Annotated in this window: 20 protein-coding genes, 1 tRNA gene and 1 pseudogene; 14 read left to right on the forward strand and 8 right to left on the reverse strand. The window is 58.9% G+C overall.

What is annotated here, in order from left to right:
• Positions 1-219: 219 nt before the first annotated feature.
• From M5B99_RS12340 to M5B99_RS12360, 5 genes are all read left to right on the forward strand, one after another.
• Complete coding sequence (locus M5B99_RS12340; protein WP_248804272.1) at positions 220-891, forward strand: hypothetical protein; 672 nt, start codon at positions 220-222, stop codon at positions 889-891.
• 21 nt (positions 892-912) lie between these two features.
• Positions 913-1,410: a PAAR domain-containing protein gene (locus M5B99_RS12345; RefSeq protein WP_248804273.1), complete on the forward strand. Its 498-nt coding sequence runs from the start codon at positions 913-915 to the stop codon at positions 1,408-1,410.
• A gap of 4 nt (positions 1,411-1,414) precedes the next feature.
• Complete coding sequence (locus M5B99_RS12350; protein ID WP_248804274.1) at positions 1,415-2,143, forward strand: alpha/beta hydrolase; 729 nt, start codon at positions 1,415-1,417, stop codon at positions 2,141-2,143.
• 604 nt (positions 2,144-2,747) lie between these two features.
• Entirely contained in the window at positions 2,748-3,014 is a 267-nt protein-coding gene (locus M5B99_RS12355) for a hypothetical protein (protein WP_248804275.1), read from the forward strand.
• A gap of 148 nt (positions 3,015-3,162) precedes the next feature.
• Positions 3,163-3,576, forward strand: a complete 414-nt coding sequence (locus M5B99_RS12360; protein WP_248804276.1) for a hypothetical protein — start codon at positions 3,163-3,165, stop codon at positions 3,574-3,576.
• A 73-nt stretch (positions 3,577-3,649) separates the two neighbouring features.
• Here M5B99_RS12360 and M5B99_RS12365 read toward each other — a convergent pair.
• A pseudogene (locus M5B99_RS12365) lies at positions 3,650-3,808 on the reverse strand (lysis protein); the annotation flags it as partial.
• An 88-nt stretch (positions 3,809-3,896) separates the two neighbouring features.
• Between M5B99_RS12365 and M5B99_RS12370 the strand changes: the two are divergent.
• Positions 3,897-4,106 (forward strand): hypothetical protein, encoded by a 210-nt coding sequence (locus M5B99_RS12370; protein ID WP_248804277.1) that lies wholly within the window; start codon positions 3,897-3,899, stop codon positions 4,104-4,106.
• 154 nt (positions 4,107-4,260) lie between these two features.
• Positions 4,261-4,620, forward strand: a complete 360-nt coding sequence (locus tag M5B99_RS12375; protein ID WP_248804278.1) for a bacteriocin immunity protein — start codon at positions 4,261-4,263, stop codon at positions 4,618-4,620.
• A gap of 240 nt (positions 4,621-4,860) precedes the next feature.
• Here the strand turns inward: M5B99_RS12375 and M5B99_RS12380 are convergent, their stop codons facing one another.
• Complete coding sequence (locus M5B99_RS12380) at positions 4,861-5,349, reverse strand: BRO family protein (protein ID WP_248804279.1); 489 nt, start codon at positions 5,347-5,349, stop codon at positions 4,861-4,863.
• A 485-nt stretch (positions 5,350-5,834) separates the two neighbouring features.
• Positions 5,835-5,922, reverse strand: a tRNA-Ser gene (locus tag M5B99_RS12385).
• 122 nt (positions 5,923-6,044) lie between these two features.
• Here M5B99_RS12385 and M5B99_RS12390 point away from each other — a divergent pair.
• The 7 genes from M5B99_RS12390 (at position 6,045) to M5B99_RS12420 (ending at position 10,300) form a co-directional block, all read left to right on the forward strand.
• Positions 6,045-6,713 (forward strand): Bax inhibitor-1/YccA family protein, encoded by a 669-nt coding sequence (locus M5B99_RS12390; protein ID WP_248804280.1) that lies wholly within the window; start codon positions 6,045-6,047, stop codon positions 6,711-6,713.
• Between the two features lie 111 nt (positions 6,714-6,824).
• Positions 6,825-7,217 (forward strand): sulfurtransferase complex subunit TusD, encoded by a 393-nt coding sequence (tusD, locus tag M5B99_RS12395; RefSeq protein ID WP_248804281.1) that lies wholly within the window; start codon positions 6,825-6,827, stop codon positions 7,215-7,217.
• Position 7,218: 1 nt separating this feature from the next.
• Complete coding sequence (gene tusC, locus M5B99_RS12400) at positions 7,219-7,581, forward strand: sulfurtransferase complex subunit TusC (RefSeq protein ID WP_248804282.1); 363 nt, start codon at positions 7,219-7,221, stop codon at positions 7,579-7,581.
• Positions 7,581-7,880 (forward strand): sulfurtransferase complex subunit TusB, encoded by a 300-nt coding sequence (gene tusB, locus M5B99_RS12405; protein WP_248804283.1) that lies wholly within the window; start codon positions 7,581-7,583, stop codon positions 7,878-7,880. The genes tusC and tusB overlap by 1 nt, the downstream gene beginning before the upstream one ends.
• Positions 7,877-8,212, forward strand: coding sequence for a TusE/DsrC/DsvC family sulfur relay protein (locus tag M5B99_RS12410; protein ID WP_248804284.1), 336 nt, complete (start codon positions 7,877-7,879; stop codon positions 8,210-8,212). Before tusB ends, M5B99_RS12410 begins: the two co-directional genes overlap by 4 nt.
• On the forward strand, positions 8,209-9,210 hold the full coding sequence (locus M5B99_RS12415) for a glycosyl transferase family protein (RefSeq protein WP_248804285.1): 1,002 nt from the start codon (positions 8,209-8,211) through the stop codon (positions 9,208-9,210). The genes M5B99_RS12410 and M5B99_RS12415 overlap by 4 nt, the downstream gene beginning before the upstream one ends.
• Positions 9,211-9,298: 88 nt before the next feature.
• Positions 9,299-10,300, forward strand: coding sequence for a glutathione S-transferase family protein (locus tag M5B99_RS12420; protein WP_248804286.1), 1,002 nt, complete (start codon positions 9,299-9,301; stop codon positions 10,298-10,300).
• A 204-nt stretch (positions 10,301-10,504) separates the two neighbouring features.
• On the opposite strand, the gene cysG is transcribed toward M5B99_RS12420, so the two are convergent.
• Genes cysG through lolA form a run of 5 tightly spaced genes read right to left on the reverse strand, consistent with a single transcriptional unit; the run spans position 10,505 to position 15,535 of the window.
• Positions 10,505-11,899 carry a siroheme synthase CysG gene (cysG, locus tag M5B99_RS12425; protein WP_248804287.1) on the reverse strand — a complete coding sequence of 465 codons (1,395 nt, stop codon included), beginning with the start codon at positions 11,897-11,899 and terminating at the stop codon, positions 10,505-10,507.
• The gene (serS, locus tag M5B99_RS12430; protein ID WP_248804288.1) at positions 11,900-13,180 is read right to left on the reverse strand and encodes a serine--tRNA ligase; all 1,281 of its coding nucleotides are present in this window, start codon (positions 13,178-13,180) and stop codon (positions 11,900-11,902) included.
• A 15-nt stretch (positions 13,181-13,195) separates the two neighbouring features.
• Complete coding sequence (crcB, locus tag M5B99_RS12435; protein WP_248804289.1) at positions 13,196-13,570, reverse strand: fluoride efflux transporter CrcB; 375 nt, start codon at positions 13,568-13,570, stop codon at positions 13,196-13,198.
• Positions 13,567-14,892, reverse strand: a complete 1,326-nt coding sequence (locus M5B99_RS12440) for a replication-associated recombination protein A (RefSeq protein WP_248804290.1) — start codon at positions 14,890-14,892, stop codon at positions 13,567-13,569. The genes crcB and M5B99_RS12440 overlap by 4 nt, the downstream gene beginning before the upstream one ends.
• A gap of 19 nt (positions 14,893-14,911) precedes the next feature.
• Positions 14,912-15,535 (reverse strand): outer membrane lipoprotein chaperone LolA, encoded by a 624-nt coding sequence (lolA, locus tag M5B99_RS12445; protein ID WP_248804291.1) that lies wholly within the window; start codon positions 15,533-15,535, stop codon positions 14,912-14,914.
• Between the last annotated feature and the right edge of the window lie 5 nt (positions 15,536-15,540).

Below are 15,540 nucleotides of genomic sequence, written 5' to 3' on the forward strand. Positions count from 1 at the left end.
GCTGGTTCAGCTACACCACTTCCAGGGACACGATCGGCCATCCACGCCAGACGCTCCACGCCGAGCTGTAACGCCAGGGCGGTATGGCCCAGGTAATCGGCGGTCATTGACCGGATACCAGCCAAAACGCTGTAAAGATTGTTGAGCCCGGCTTCTGCTTGGGGCATTCTTCGCGACGCAAATTTACAAGGACCGTAAAATTTTATGCGATCTTCACCCATGGACGTGCCTATCCCCTGCGCCTGCATACCCGATGCCTTGCTTCATCCCAGCGGCCTGAAAACCTCATTGCGTCTTTATGGACTGGTTCGCATCGTCGGATTCAGCGACGCGCCTACGAGCACACCAGTTGAAATTCTTTGCGCGGCATCCGGCAAAGGAAAGGCGATTCGGGCCTTTGTTTCAAGACTGGACGCTGAGTTGGTCGCCAGGTCAATGCCTGGCACGGGCTATCGTGTCATACCGCTGGCACAATTCGATCCCACCGAATTTATCCAACAACACCAGGGCTGGCTGACCGTCCACATCACCTGTGGCTTTACCTCGCAGCGCGGCACGTTACGGTTGGCAAATGGTGACTTGACGAGCTTGGGCTGGTTTGTCTATGCCCAGACCGGCCCGTGGGCACCTGGGCGATTCCTGAATTGGGGTGAGGAAGTCGCGCAGACACTGCTTGATGCATACCGCAGCGTTGACATGCCCAATTACAACGCCTGGCTCAACCAGCTTGATGATTATTCCGCTCACGCCATGGATGACTGCACCGAGCTCGCCTGGCAAGCACTCAAGGCCTGCCGTCCGCCCCAAGAAAACCACCGAGTCATGTACAACCCCGTGGATGAAAGCTGGCGACTTTCAGACACTCCCATTGAGCTCTACTACCCCCTTTGAACACTTGAGAAGGACCTTCCCATGAGTGGCAAACCTGCTGCACGCATCACCGACCCCACCGCGTGCCCAGTTTCGGGTCACGGCACCAATTCGCTGGTAACCGGCTCATCCGATGTGATCTTCGAAGGCTTGGGTGCTGCCCGCCTGAACGACACCTCGGCGTGCGGGAGCCCGATTACCGGCGGCGTCTCTTCAACCGTATTTATCAATGGCTTCAATGCCGCCACCGTCGACAGCATCGGTGCCCATGGCAATACGGTGACGGCAGGCGCAAGCACTATCATTATCGGTGACACCTTCGTACCGGCACCCTTCAGCGGCCTGTTGCCAATGCCAGTACACTTCAGCGACAAGATAAAACTGGTCGACGAAGCTACGGGTGAATCCATGCCAAACCATGCCTACGGTATTCAGCGCGCCGACGGCAGCATTGAACATGGGGTCAGTGATGCGTTGGGCTACACCCATGTAGTGAGCTCGCATCTGGCTGAAAGCGTCAAACTATTTTTGGAAGATTAAGAACATGGAAGCTGAGAAAATCATTTTGCCGAGTGGTAAGACAGCAAGTCTGGTGGCCACCCACACACTGACAGCGGTGAGCAACTCACAGATAAAGACCGTACCTGTACCCACCGCCAAACCCATTGTTTTTTACATTGGTGGTGCTGGAGACCAAGAAAGCTACTATTTTCAAGGTGCATTTCACAACATTAATGAAGTCGAGGTACTGATGTCAAAGAGGATGAAAAACGCACAACTTTTCGAAAAATACACAAAACACGTCTGGGGATATAATGAGGTTCGTGGGGGGCGTGATATCAAAGAACACATCACAAACCTCATTCCTAACAAATCATGCCCTATCTATATCGTCGGACACAGCTTAGGCGGGTGGAATGGTGCTCACCTCTCGAAGATACTCTCTGATGAGGGTTACAAAATCGCACTCCTAATAACCTTGGATCCTGTCGGCAAAGGCTTTCTGGTTTGGTTAGGCTCTAACATCGACTACTCCGAACCAACCCCCGTTGCCGACATGTGGATCAATATCCGCGCCAACCCGATAAAATCGGACGCATCGGACCACGTTGCCAACTTCGGAGAACGATGGATTGTGAGCCAAGGCCCCGCGATAAATGCAACAGTCGACATACACCACGCGCTTGCGAGCCACATGATGGTTGCGCCGATCCAAGGTGCAAAATGTGCTCTGGACTTTCTTTATGATGCCTACGTGAAAAATATTAAATGATCACAGCTAAAAGATCACTGATACTGGCCATTGCACTGATTTGCAGCGCATGTGCTCGGACACCCAACATCCCGACTGCGTCATTGACGTTTTTAGGATTTGCGCACTATGGCGACACGCTGCTTTACGTGACGCTCGAATCAGATCAAGATCTTAGCGACGTCTTCAATATCTACGAAAAACAGAATCAAAACACCCCTACACTTATATGCTCCTTGGATCATGACAAGAACTTTGATGTAAACCACACAATTAAAATGCGAGGCCTAGGCCTTTTAGAAGCTGACGCCACACCCAGTAAAAATGGACACTTTTACTTCCGCTCTTGGCTATCATTCAACACAACCGAAGAAAGAGGGATATCTATCCCAACCCCAATAACTTCGGGCACAGTCTTAGAGACTCTGTTAGCGGGGCAAGAGAGCATCCCATGTCAGGTATACATCACCGCTTATGGATTCAAAGCTTATTACACCAACACCGTATACATCCCTACTTCAGACCTGATTACAGATCTAAAGAACAATACAAACGAACATCATCAGTAATTATTTTTCGCGAACATACTCATTTGACGATGTCGTAACCACTTACAAGGGATTTGGTGGAGCCACAAAATAAAACTACGCTCTACCGCTTGCATCTCTCTTTGTTTTTAGTCTTTTCTGCAAATGCAACGGATGTGCCAATCACGAGTGGAATGCCGTTTTTAAGTGCGCGAAAAGCATTGATTAAACATGGCTGGAAGCCAAGTTTAGCGAACGAGATGCAGCCAGCAGGCACTGCGGAGACCCTTAAAAACATGGGCATTATTGAAATAGGAAGATGCACTCAAGGAGTGCAACACTGCAAATTAAATTATAAAAAATAATATATACCTCGGAATCACCACTACCGGCGAAGAAGTAAAAGACCTGAAAATTGATGCGTGGAATTTCAAGTGCCCCGAGACAGATTAGAGGAACATCAATATCAGCCCGCCATTTTTCGGGCATTGCTTAGGGTGGAGGAATTGTCAAATGAAGGCTTCGATCCTCGCGCTCGTCGCACTTTATTGCATTGGCACCAGCGCAGCGTTTGCAGATGGCTCGCAGGCGACAAGCGACAAGCGCGGGCCGGCAGGCATCGCCGTCGGTGAGCCCTTGGTCGCTGCCAGGGCCAAGCTCGTCAAACAAGGATGGAAGCCGACGCGGATGCATACCACCGATGGCTATGAATATAGTGGCGTGGAGCGGGAGCTGGCTGCACGCAAGTTCTTCGAGGTCGATACCTGCTCTTTTGATAGCTCGCGTTGCATCTTGTTCTACTCAAAGAACGGCGCTTGCCTGCGTGTCGACACCATTGGGGAGCAATTCAATGACATGACGATTACGCGATGGGCCGATGAGTGTCCTGACGCAACTCCAAAACCAAGTAAGCGCGGCGCAGGATAGCAACCGACCATTTTGAATGGGGGCGACATTTGCCAGTACCTGGCCCAGCGCCGAAAATTGCGGTCATTCAACCTCAATGTGATACCCCCCTCACATACGCCTGGCACGCCGCCAAGGCAATCAATCCTTGGTCGCCGTCGCCGGTGATTCCGATAATTCGTTGAGCATGCGCTGGAGTAAGCTGGACACGTGCTCTTCCATGAGCCACCCCGCCGGCACTAGTGGCGGAAGGCCCAGCACGACCTCCTCTCCGGCATCCTACCGAACGAACACAATCCCCAGCCCCACTGCTATGCTCCGGTCATTACGGAGGCCCAACCATGCCAAACACAGACCTGCTGCCAGCCCTTCTCACCAAGCTCAATGAGAACCAGCTCGCCCTGGGTGCCGCGATCGAGGAATTGTCCAACTGGGTCGAGCTGCGCGGCTCCGTCGAGGTGGCCGACAACATCCGCGCCGCACTCTGGCCGCAGGACAACAACCTTGAGTTCATCAGCATGAGCTTGGCAGTGCTCAATTCACCCGAGTGACTGATCACCGGCAGGCAGCCGCCGCAGCCACAAGCTCCCGCTCGTATCCCATCCGCTGCCGGTGCTCTGCCAGCTGCGCCCTCACCCTCACCTCCGGCGACAACCTCAGCGCCATGCCCCCAAAACACCACATCGACACACACAGGAGCCCGAAATGATTGCACTCAAAAGCAGCCTGTCCGAATACTCGGAAAACGAATTTCTCGAATTGATCAAAGAAATCTGTGGAACTGTCGGCACAGAAGAGTATCAGGACGAATTGCTAGAACACTTCATTGAGGCAACTGGTAATTCCGCTGCATCTGACTGGATCGACTACCCAGAGGACGGCGAGGACGACTCGCCTAAAGGCATCTTGGAATCCGTTAAGGCGTGGCGTGCTGCTCAAGGCTTGCCAGGCTTCAAGGTGCAGGAGGGCCTGCTCCGACAGCTGCTTGCCGTAGCGGCTTTTGAGCGGCTTTTGGGGACAGATCTATTTTCACATCAGGGAGGCGAGGTACTCGGGAGTAATTGAGTGCATAAAAATGTAAACCCTCCTTTCCGAAATGGGGCAATCACAAATCAAAACAGGGTAATACCCTCATAAAATACCCCATTTAAATGCTCCATTACCCCATTTACGACTGGTCTGAGAGCTTGAAAAGGCAAATGACAAAGGGAATGGGACACAAGGGACAACAAAACAGGCTTACCAAAGATCAAGGCCGTACCACTGCCTCCTTTGGCAATGGTAAGGCTCACCGCAAGCGGATAATCACAACGATCCGTTCGGCCACTGAGTTGGAGCACACTCAACCGACGGCATCAGCACCGGCATATCCCGCCATCTGATCCAAGGCTCGTTCTGCCAGTGCAACAGGCTCACCGAATGTCCAGCCCACTGCAGGGAACTGAGGCTGGGGCCGTGGTTTGCCACGGTGGACGACATATTGCGCAATGCGGGTATGACTTCGAGGCTAAGCCACTGCCGCAGGTGCTGGTTTTCCGGGATATGGTGATGAATCAGCAGCGCATACATACCGGACTCGCTGACCATCAGGGTGTTCTGGATTTTGCCGTGGTAGTTCATCCAGAGATACCGCTGCTGATCAGCATCAAGCTTACGGGTCAGACGTTCATCCAGCGCACGGCCCATCATGCGGCCGAGGTCGGTTACGCTGAACCAGGCTTGTGACTCCAGCATCAGGCCATGGATAAAACGGTTGTGACGGGGAAACCGGATAGGTTCGAAATGTTCGATCATGATGAGTTCTCCAACTAGCGTTAAAACCGCCGCCTGACGCCAATCAGGGTGGGCGGAACCGTATGGGTTGGCGTACCGGCTAGTTGGACCCCGGCGCATCCGAAGATGCCCACATACGGCCCGCCCATAATAGACAGCCACACGCAGGACACGAAAAGCCGCTATGGCGGCTTTTGTGTCTTCCGAACCAGCCAGGACGCCAATCCTGTATCGCTGAGATTCAGCGACACGTGGACCTTAATGCCTGGTGGACGGTTGGAGATATAGGATATGGGAGCACATATCGTACGAAAAGTCCTGGATTGCGCTCTGATTGCGCGCCAACAAGCCCCCCTCAGAAGTGAGTGCCTATCGAGCGGGCGGAGACGCAGGGATGGCCGATAATGAATTGTCCGGCCTCGGGCCAAGGCCTGGATCGGGGTATCGATCGACACCCTCCAGAAACGACAAAGCCCCGGATTCCGGGGCTTTGAGGTATCTCGATATGGCGGAGGCGCAGAGATTCGAACTCTGGGACCTGTTACAGTCGGCAGTTTTCAAGACTGCTGCCTTAAACCACTCGGCCACACCTCCTATGTACTGCGGGCGCCATAATACCGGAATGAAACACACTGTCAAACTCTCGTGATAGCTTGTTACAGAGCCTCTGGTATGATCTTTGAGACTGAACATTTCAAACCCGAAGGAGTGTCGCCATGCGCGAACAGGATTACGCCGTCAACAGCGTGCAGGCTGAGCAGCTAGAAGTTAGCCGCGTCCTGCGCAACACCTACAGCCTTCTGGCCCTCACCCTCGCCTTCAGTGGCCTGACGGCCTATATCTCCCAGCAGATGCACGTCGGCTACCCGAACGTGTTCGTGGTACTGATCGGTTTCTACGGGCTGTTCTTCCTCACCAACAAACTCCGTGATTCGGCCTGGGGCCTGGTCTCCACCTTCGCCCTCACCGGTTTCATGGGCTATCTGCTCGGCCCGATCCTCAACCGCTACCTGGGCATGCAGGGCGGCGCGGAAGTGGTCAGCTCGGCCTTCGCCATGACCGCCCTGGTCTTCGGCGGCCTCTCGGCCTACGTGTTGATCAGCCGCAAGGACATGAGTTTCCTCAGCGGTTTCATCACCGTCGGTTTCTTCGTCCTGCTGGGCGCGACCCTGGCCAGCATGTTCTTCCACATCAGCGGCCTGCAATTGGCGATCAGCGCCGGTTTCGTGCTGTTCTCCTCGGTCTGCATCCTCTTCCAGACCAGCGCCATCATCCACGGCGGCGAACGTAACTACATCATGGCGACCATCAGCCTGTATGTGTCGATCTACAACCTGTTTATCAGCTTGTTGCAGATCTTCGGCATCATGGGCCGCAATGACTGATCGCACCCGTTAAGCAAAAAGCCCGCTTCGGCGGGCTTTTTCTTGCCCGCGATTTAGCTTCTTGGGGGTTCTGGCCTTATTATGACGGCAGGTTTGCCGACAGAGTCCCCCATGAAGTTTGCCATTGCGCTGTTTTCCGCGCCCCACGCGCCCTCCTCCCGCCGCGCCCTGCTGTTCGCCCAGGCCGCGCTCGCCGGCGGGCATGAGATTGTGCGGTTGTTCTTTTACCAGGACGGCGTGTACAGCGCGTCGAACAGCGTGGTCACGCCGCAGGACGAGCTGGACCTGCCCCGGCAATGGGCGGATTTCGTCAGCGAACACCAGCTCGACGGCGTGGTCTGCATTGCCGCGGCCTTGCGGCGCGGCGTGCTGAACGCCGAAGAAGCCCAGCGTTATCAACGTTCGGCGGTCAACCTGAGTGCGCCCTGGGCCTTGTCCGGCCTGGGACAGTTGCACGACGCGGTGCAAAGCGCCGACCGTTTGATCTGCTTTGGAGGGCCTTGAAATGTCCAAGTCCCTGTTGATTGTCAGCCGCCAGGCGCCCTGGGCCGGCCCGGCCGCCCGTGAAGCACTGGATATCGTGCTGGCCGGCGGCGCGTTCGATCTGCCCATCGGTCTGCTGTTCATGGACGACGGCGTCTTCCAGTTGATGCCCGGACAGAACGCCAAAACCCTGCAACAGAAAGACCTGACCGCCAACCTCCAGGCCCTGTCGCTGTTCGGCATCGACGAACTGTACGCCTGCGCCGACAGCCTGGCCGACCGCGGGATTTTCCCGACCCAGGTCGCCGGCGAAGACCTTGAGGTGCTCACCGCTGAACAGCTCAGTGCGCTTGTTAACCGTTATGACCAGGTGATCACCCTCTGATGTCGACCTTGCATGTGTTGTCCCACTCCCCTTTTACCGACAGTCGCCTGGGCAGTTGCCTGCGCCTGCTGGGCAGCGCGGATGCGCTGCTGCTCTGTGGCGACGCAGTGCATGCCGTGCAACCGCGCAGCCTGCCATTTGAGGCGCTGGAAGAACGCGCCGATGACCTGAGCCTGTTCCTGCTCGACGAAGACCTGCAGGCCCGAGGCCTGGAATGCCCGAGTTGGGCCACCAGCGTCGACTATCCGGCATTCGTCGAACTGTCGATCCGTTACGACAAGGTCAACACCTGGCTATGAACACGTTGACGGTAAATGGACAGTCCATCGCCCTGGACAAGGACGGCTACCTGGTCGAACTGGGCGACTGGTCGCCGGAAGTCGCGGCGGCCCTCGCCATGCGCGAAGAGCTGGAGCTGAGCGCCGAACACTGGGAAATCCTTGAACTGCTGCGCGGGTTCTACCGCGAGTTCGAACTCTCTCCCGCGACGCGCCCGCTGATCAAGTACACCGCCTTGAAGCTGGGCGCCGAGAAAGGCAACAGCCTGCACCTCAACCGCTTGTTCAAAGGCACCCCCGCCAAACTTGCCGCCAAGCTGGCGGGCCTGCCCAAACCGACGAACTGCTTATGACCGAGTACACGCCGTTGATCACCGAAACGCCCGCCGAGCATCCGTTCGCCCAGTTCGTCCGTATGCTCGGCAAGGGCAAGCGCGGCGCCCGCAACCTGACCCGCGAAGAAGCCCGCGAGGCCATGGGCATGCTGCTGGATGGCAAGGTCGAGGACACCCAGCTCGGGGCTTTCCTGATGTTGTTGCGGCACAAGGAAGAAAGCCCGGAGGAACTCGCCGGTTTCACCGAAGCCCTGCGCGAGCGCTTGCAGGCACCCAAGCTGGCGATCGACCTGGACTGGCCAAGCTATGCCGGCAAGAAGCGCCACCTGCCTTGGTTCCTGCTGGCCGCCAAGTGCCTGGCGCAGAACGGCGTCAGGATCTTCATGCACGGCGGCGGCGCCCATACTGCCGGCCGCCTCTACACCGAACAGTTGCTCGATACCCTGCGGATTCCGCTGTGTCGCGACTGGCCGGCCGTCGAGCAGGCCATCGGCCAGGGCAATATCGCCTTTATGCCCCTGGGCGACTGGGCGCCGCCCTTGCAGCGCATGATTGACCTGCGCAACATCCTCGGCCTGCGTTCGCCGATCCACTCCCTGGCGCGCCTGCTCAACCCGCTGGGCGCCCGCTGCGGCCTGCAAAGCATCTTCCATCCCGGCTATCAAGCAGTGCACCGCGACGCCAGCGGTTTGCTGGGCGACACGGTAATCGTGATCAAGGGCGATGGCGGCGAAATCGAGGTCAATCCGGACAGCAGCAGCCATCTCTACGGCACCACCGGCGGCGAAAGCTGGGACGAGGAATGGCCGGCGCTGTCCGAGCAGCGTCATGTGAAACCGGCGAGCCTGGAGCCCGAACACCTCAAGGCGGTCTGGCGCGGTGACGTCGAGGACAGCTACCCGCAACTGGCGCTGATCTCGACCATGGCCCTGGCCCTGCGCGGTCTTGGCACACCCCGTGAACAGGCCTTCGAACAGGCCCGTCGTTACTGGGATGCGCGGGATAGATCGATCTGATCGATGATTAACCCCCAGGGTTTGCGCTATTTATTCGAACCAAGGCCTTTAGACTGGACTCCAAAGCACACTTGCCGAGGAGTTTCCGATGGGCCTTTTGATCGACGGCCGCTGGCATGACCAGTGGTACGAAAGCAGCAAAGACGGCGCCTTCCAGCGCGAACAGGCGCAACGCCGCAACTGGCTGACCGCCGACGGCAGGCCCGGCCCCAGTGGTGAAGGCGGCTTCAAGGCCGAGGCCGGACGCTATCACCTCTATGTCTCCCTGGCCTGCCCCTGGGCCCACCGCACCCTGATCCTGCGCAAGCTCAAGGGCCTGGAAAGCCTGATCGGTGTGTCCGTGGTCAGTTGGTTGATGCTGGAAAATGGCTGGACCTTTGACAAGGCCTACGGCTCCAGCGGCGATGCACTCGATAACCACGCCTTCATGCACCAGCGCTACACCGCCGATACCGCCGACTACACCGGCCGCGTCACCGTGCCGGTGCTGTGGGACAAGCAGTTGCAACGCATCGTCAGCAATGAATCGTCGGAAATCATCCGGATGTTCAACAGTGCGTTCAATGGGATAACGGGCAATCAGCTGGATTTCTATCCCGAAGCCTTGCACCCGCAGATCGACAGCTGGAACGAGCGCATCTATCCGGCGGTGAACAACGGGGTATATCGGGCCGGGTTTGCCACTTCACAGAGCGCCTATGAAGCAGCCTTTGATGATGTGTTCAGTGAGTTGGAGCAGTTGGAGCGGCACCTGGGGGAGAACCGCTATCTGGCAGGGGAATATCTGACTGAAGCGGATATACGACTGTTCACTACGCTGATCCGTTTCGATGCGGTGTACTACGGGCATTTCAAATGCAACCTGCGGCGGATTGCCGATTATCCGGGTCTGTCGAACTGGCTGCGGGAGCTGTACCAATGGCCGGGTGTGGCCGAGACGGTGGATTTTACCCATATCAAGGGGCATTACTACGCCAGTCACCGGACTATCAATCCGACGGGGATCGTGCCCAAGGGGCCGGAGCAGGACTTCATGAAAGGCCATGATCGGGAAAAACTGATGGGCCGCGGTGTCTGGCGCGACCTGTAACAGAGTACAAAACTGTAGGAGCGTGGCTGCCTGCAAAGCTGTTGGCGGCCTCTAGGGCCTCTTCGCGGATAAATCCGGCTCCCACAATGTCCGTGTCGAACAGAGGGGCTGCATACGATCGAATACCTGTGGGAGCGGTGCTTGCCCGCGAAGAGGTCCCTGAGGCCGCCAACAGCTTTGCAGGCAAGCCACGCTCCAACAGTGTCAAACCTGGGATTGCGCGCCTTCGAACCAGGCCAGTTTCTCGCGCAACCGCACCACTTCACCGACAATCACCAGCGTCGGAGCATGCACTTCATGCTCCGCCACCAGCTGCGGCAAGTTGGCCAAGGTCCCGGTAAACACCCGCTGATTGGCCGTGGTGCCCTGCTGGATCAACGCCGCCGGCGTCTGTGCCGAACGACCATGGGCAATCAACTGCTCACAGATCATCGGCAACCCGACCAGGCCCATGTAGAACACCAAAGTCTGCGCCGGCGCCACCAGATCCGCCCAGGGCAGGTCCGTGGAGCCATCCTTCAAATGCCCGGTGACAAACCGCACCGACTGCGCGTAATCGCGATGGGTCAACGGAATCCCGGCATAAGCCGAACAACCGCTGGCCGCGGTGATCCCCGGCACCACCTGGAACGGAATGCCTTGGGCCGCCAGCTCCTCGATCTCTTCGCCGCCACGACCGAAGATAAACGGATCGCCGCCCTTCAGCCGCAACACGCGCTTGCCCTGTTTCGCCAGCTCGACCAATTGCTGATTGATCTGGTCCTGGGGTACCGCGTGATCGGCGCGACGCTTGCCGACATAGATCCGGTCCGCATCGCGCCGGCACAGTTCCAGAATCGCCGGTGCCACCAGGCGGTCATACAGCACCACATCCGCCTGCTGCATCAGGCGCAGGGCGCGGAAGGTCAGCAAATCCGGATCACCCGGGCCCGCGCCCACCAGATACACCTCACCTGGCGCATTCGGCGCCGCGCCATTGATTTTCTCCAGCAGCAAGCGCTCGGCTTCAGCGCCCTGCCCGGCCAGTTGCCGGTCGGCAATCGGGCCCTGGAACACCTCCTCCCAAAACGCCCGGCGCTGTTGCACACCCGGAAACAGGCCTTTGACCTGGGTCCGGAAACGCGCGGCCAAACCGGCCAGTTGACCATAGGTCGAGGGAATCCAGGTTTCCAGCTTGGCCCGGATCAAACGCGCCAGCACCGGCGCATCGCCGCCGCTGGAAACCGCAATGATCAACGGCGAACGGTCGACAATCGCCGGGAAGATCACGCTGCACAAGGCCGGCGCATCCACCACATTGACCGGCACGCAACGCCGATGGGCATCCGCCGAGACCTGGGCATTGAGCGGCTCGTCGTCGGTGGCGGCAATGATCAGCCCGCAACCGTCGAGGTCGGACTCAAGGTAACCGCGCAACAGCAACTCGCCGCCGCTGCCACTGACCAGCTCACGCAGCTGGCCCTCGACCTCGGGCGCGACAACCCGCAGCACCGCGCCGGCATCGGCCAGCAGGCGGGATTTGCGCAAGGCAATTTCCCCCCCGCCGACCACCAGCACACGGCGGCCGCGCAGGTTGTGGAACAGCGGCAGAAATTCCATTTAGCCGATGACCTCGATGCCGCCCATGTACGGCTTGAGCACTTCCGGTACACGGATCGAACCGTCGGCCTGCTGGTAGTTCTCCAGCACCGCCACCAGTGTACGGCCCACGGCCAGGCCGGAACCGTTCAGGGTGTGCACCAGCTCGGGCTTGCCGGTTTCCGGGTTGCGGAAACGCGCCTGCATGCGCCGGGCCTGGAAATCGCCGCAATTGGAGCACGACGAGATTTCACGGTATTTGTCCTGGCTCGGCACCCAGACTTCCAGGTCGTAGGTCTTCACGGCGCTGAAACCCATGTCGCCAGTGCACAGGGCCAGGACGCGGTACGGCAGTTCCAGCAGTTGCAGGACCTTCTCGGCGTTGGCGGTCAAACCTTCCAGGGCCTGCATGGAAGTCGACGGTTCGACGATCTGGACCATTTCGACCTTGTCGAACTGGTGCTGGCGGATCATGCCGCGGGTGTCGCGCCCCGAAGCACCGGCCTCGCTGCGGAAGCACGGGGTGTGGGCGACAAACTTCAGCGGCAGTAGTTTCGAATCGACGATTTCGCCGGAAACGATGTTGGTCAGCGACACTTCGGCGGTCGGGATCAGGTACAGGTCGGCCTCGCCTTCGCGGCTGATCTTGAACAGGTCTTCCTCGAACTTCGGCAACTGGCCGGTGCCCTGCAGGGCCGGGGCCTGGACCAGATAAGGCGTATAGGCCTCTTCGTAGCCGTGCTCGGTGATGTGCAGGTTGATCATGAACTGCGCCAGGGCGCGGTGCAGGCGGGCAATCGGACCGCGCAGCAGGGCGAAACGGGCGCCGGACAGCTTGGCGGCGGTTTCGAAATCCAGCCAGCCGAACTTCTCGCCCAGGGCAACGTGGTCCTGGATCGGGAAATCGAAGGCGGTCGGCGTGCCCCAGCGGCGCACTTCGACGTTGCCTTCTTCGTCGGCACCGACCGGTACGGAAGCGTCGGGCAGGTTCGGAATATTCAGCAGAATCTGGTCCAGCTCGGACTGGATCGCATCCAGCGCGACCTTGCCTTCGCTCAACTCGGAACCCATGGTTTCGACACTGGCCATCAACGGCGCGATGTCTTCGCCGCGCTGCTTGGCCTGACCGATACTCTTGGAAACCGCATTGCGCTCGGCCTGCAATTGTTCGGTGCGGGTCTGCACCACCTTGCGCTGGTTTTCCAGCGCTTCGATGCGGGCGACATCGAGGCTGAAGCCACGGGAGGCCAGGCGATCCGCTACGTCCTGAAGGTTGCTACGTAACAGTTTGGAATCGAGCATGTCGGTTTCTCGTTATCAGAGTTTGGTCAAGGACAGGCCGGCCCAGGTCGCGAGCAGCCCGCCGAATACGCTGAGGGCCGCATAGCCCAGGGCGATCAGCACCTGCCCGCTTTCCAGCAGGCGCACCGTATCCAGTGAAAAGGATGAAAATGTGGTCAGTCCGCCGACAAATCCCACGATCAAGCCGGCGCGGATCTCAATCGGCACCTCGGGACGCAGCAAAAACAGGCCGTAGAGCACGCCAATCACCAGGCAGCCCACGATATTAACGGCCAATGTCGCGGTATAGAAGTGCCGCGGCCAATTGGCGTTGATCAGATTGCCGGTGGCGAAGCGCACCAGGGTGCCGATAATGCCGGCGAAGGAGACGGCAAGGATGGTGCGGATCAAGGCTTTCTCCGTTGTTTCGGGCTGCTGCGGTCGAGGGCTGCGAGGTGGTTGAGCTTTTCGCCGATCTTCAGTTCCAGCCCGCGTGGCACGGGCTGGTAGAAGGGCTGGGGCGGCAGTTCTTCGGGAAAATAGTCCTCGCCCGCCGCATAGGCGTCGGGTTCGTCATGGGCGTAGCGGTATTCGTCGCCATAACCCAGTTGTTTCATCAGCTTGGTCGGCGCATTGCGCAGGTGCAGCGGCACTTCCAGCGAACCATGCTCGGCGGCGCTACGCATGGCCGCCTTGAAACCCATGTAGACGGCGTTGCTTTTCGGCGCGCAAGCCAGGTAGGTGATGGCCTGGGCCACCGCCAATTCGCCTTCGGGGCTGCCGAGACGCTCCTGCACATCCCAAGCCGCCAGGCACAGACTCAGGGCTCGTGGATCGGCATTGCCGATATCTTCGCTGGCCATGCGCACCACCCGGCGGGCCAGGTACAGCGGGTCGCAGCCGCCGTCGAGCATGCGCGCGAACCAGTACAGGGCACCATCGGGATTGGAGCCGCGCACCGACTTGTGCAAGGCGGAAATCTGATCGTAGAACGCCTCGCCGCCCTTGTCGAAACGCCGACGGGTATCGCCGAGCAGGCTTTGCAGCAACTCGACGCCGATTTCCTCGCCGTCTTCGGCCAGGTCCGAGGCGTTTTCCAGCAGGTTGAGCAACCTCCGGCCATCGCCATCGGCCGCCGACAGCAGCATCTTGAAACCTTCCTCGCCCAGGCTCAGCTGGCGCTTGCCGAGACCGCGCTCTTCGCTCAGGGCACGCTGCACCAGCTTGTTCAGCGCCGCGTCGTCGAGGCTTTTCAGCACATAGACCCGCGCCCGGGAGAGCAAGGCGTTGTTCAGTTCGAACGAGGGATTTTCCGTGGTGGCGCCGATAAAGATCAGCGTGCCGTCTTCCACATAGGGCAGGAAGGCATCCTGCTGGGACTTGTTGAAGCGGTGCACTTCATCGACGAACAGGATGGTGCGCTTGCCGTACTGGCCGGCCTGCTGCTTGGCGATTTCCACCGCCTGACGGATCTCCTTGACCCCGGCCAGCACCGCCGAAACGGTTTCGAAGTGGGCGTCCGAGACTTCCGCCAGCAGCCGCGCCAGGGTGGTCTTGCCCACGCCCGGCGGGCCCCAGAAGATCATCGAATGCAGCGCGCCCTGTTCCAGGGCTTCGCGCAACGGCTTGCCACGAGCCAGCAGGTGCTCCTGGCCGACGTATTCATCCAGGTTGGTCGCGCGTAAACGGGCGGCCAGGGGCTGGGCAATCGGGGCGCGGCTGAACAGGTCCATGGCGGGCGTCTGAAACCTCTTATTCCTGGATCACGTCCGCACCCTTGGGGATGTCGAACTTGAACTTGGCGGCGTCGATGGGTTCATTGGCCTTGACCCCGGTGAACAGCAGGTTGGTGCGCTGGCCGACGCTGTCGACCAGTTGCATGTCATTGATCAGGCCGTTGCGAAACGACAGGCGCAGGCTGTCGAACAGGGTGTCCTTGGTTTTCGGCTTGAGGACGAAGTCGATCACCCCGCCGGCTTCCTTGGCACTGATATCGAAGCTTTCGCTGATCTTGGAGACGTCACCGGAGAGCAGCAGGGCCGGGGTCTGGGTCAGGCGCAGGTCGAGCTTCTTGATGGTGACCTGTTCCAGATCCGGGTCCCATAGGGTGACTTTCTGGCCGTCGGAGATCATGGTCTGCTCCTGCGGCGCATCGGTGTGCCAGTAGAACAGGCCCGGGCGCTTGAGGCTCATCTCGCCGGCGGTTTCCTGCAGCTGGGTACCGCCGCCGTCCAGGGTCAACTGCGAGAAACGCGCGGTCAGGGTCTGGGATTTTTCGAGCAACTGGGTCAAACGGGCCACGTCCTTCGGATCGGCGTGGGCCGACAGCGTGGTCAGGGCCAGAACCGGCAGCAACAGCATGCGGATAAAACGCATGGGAA

Source organism: Pseudomonas sp. MWU13-2100, assembly GCF_023242365.1.
Taxonomy (GTDB): domain Bacteria; phylum Pseudomonadota; class Gammaproteobacteria; order Pseudomonadales; family Pseudomonadaceae; genus Aquipseudomonas.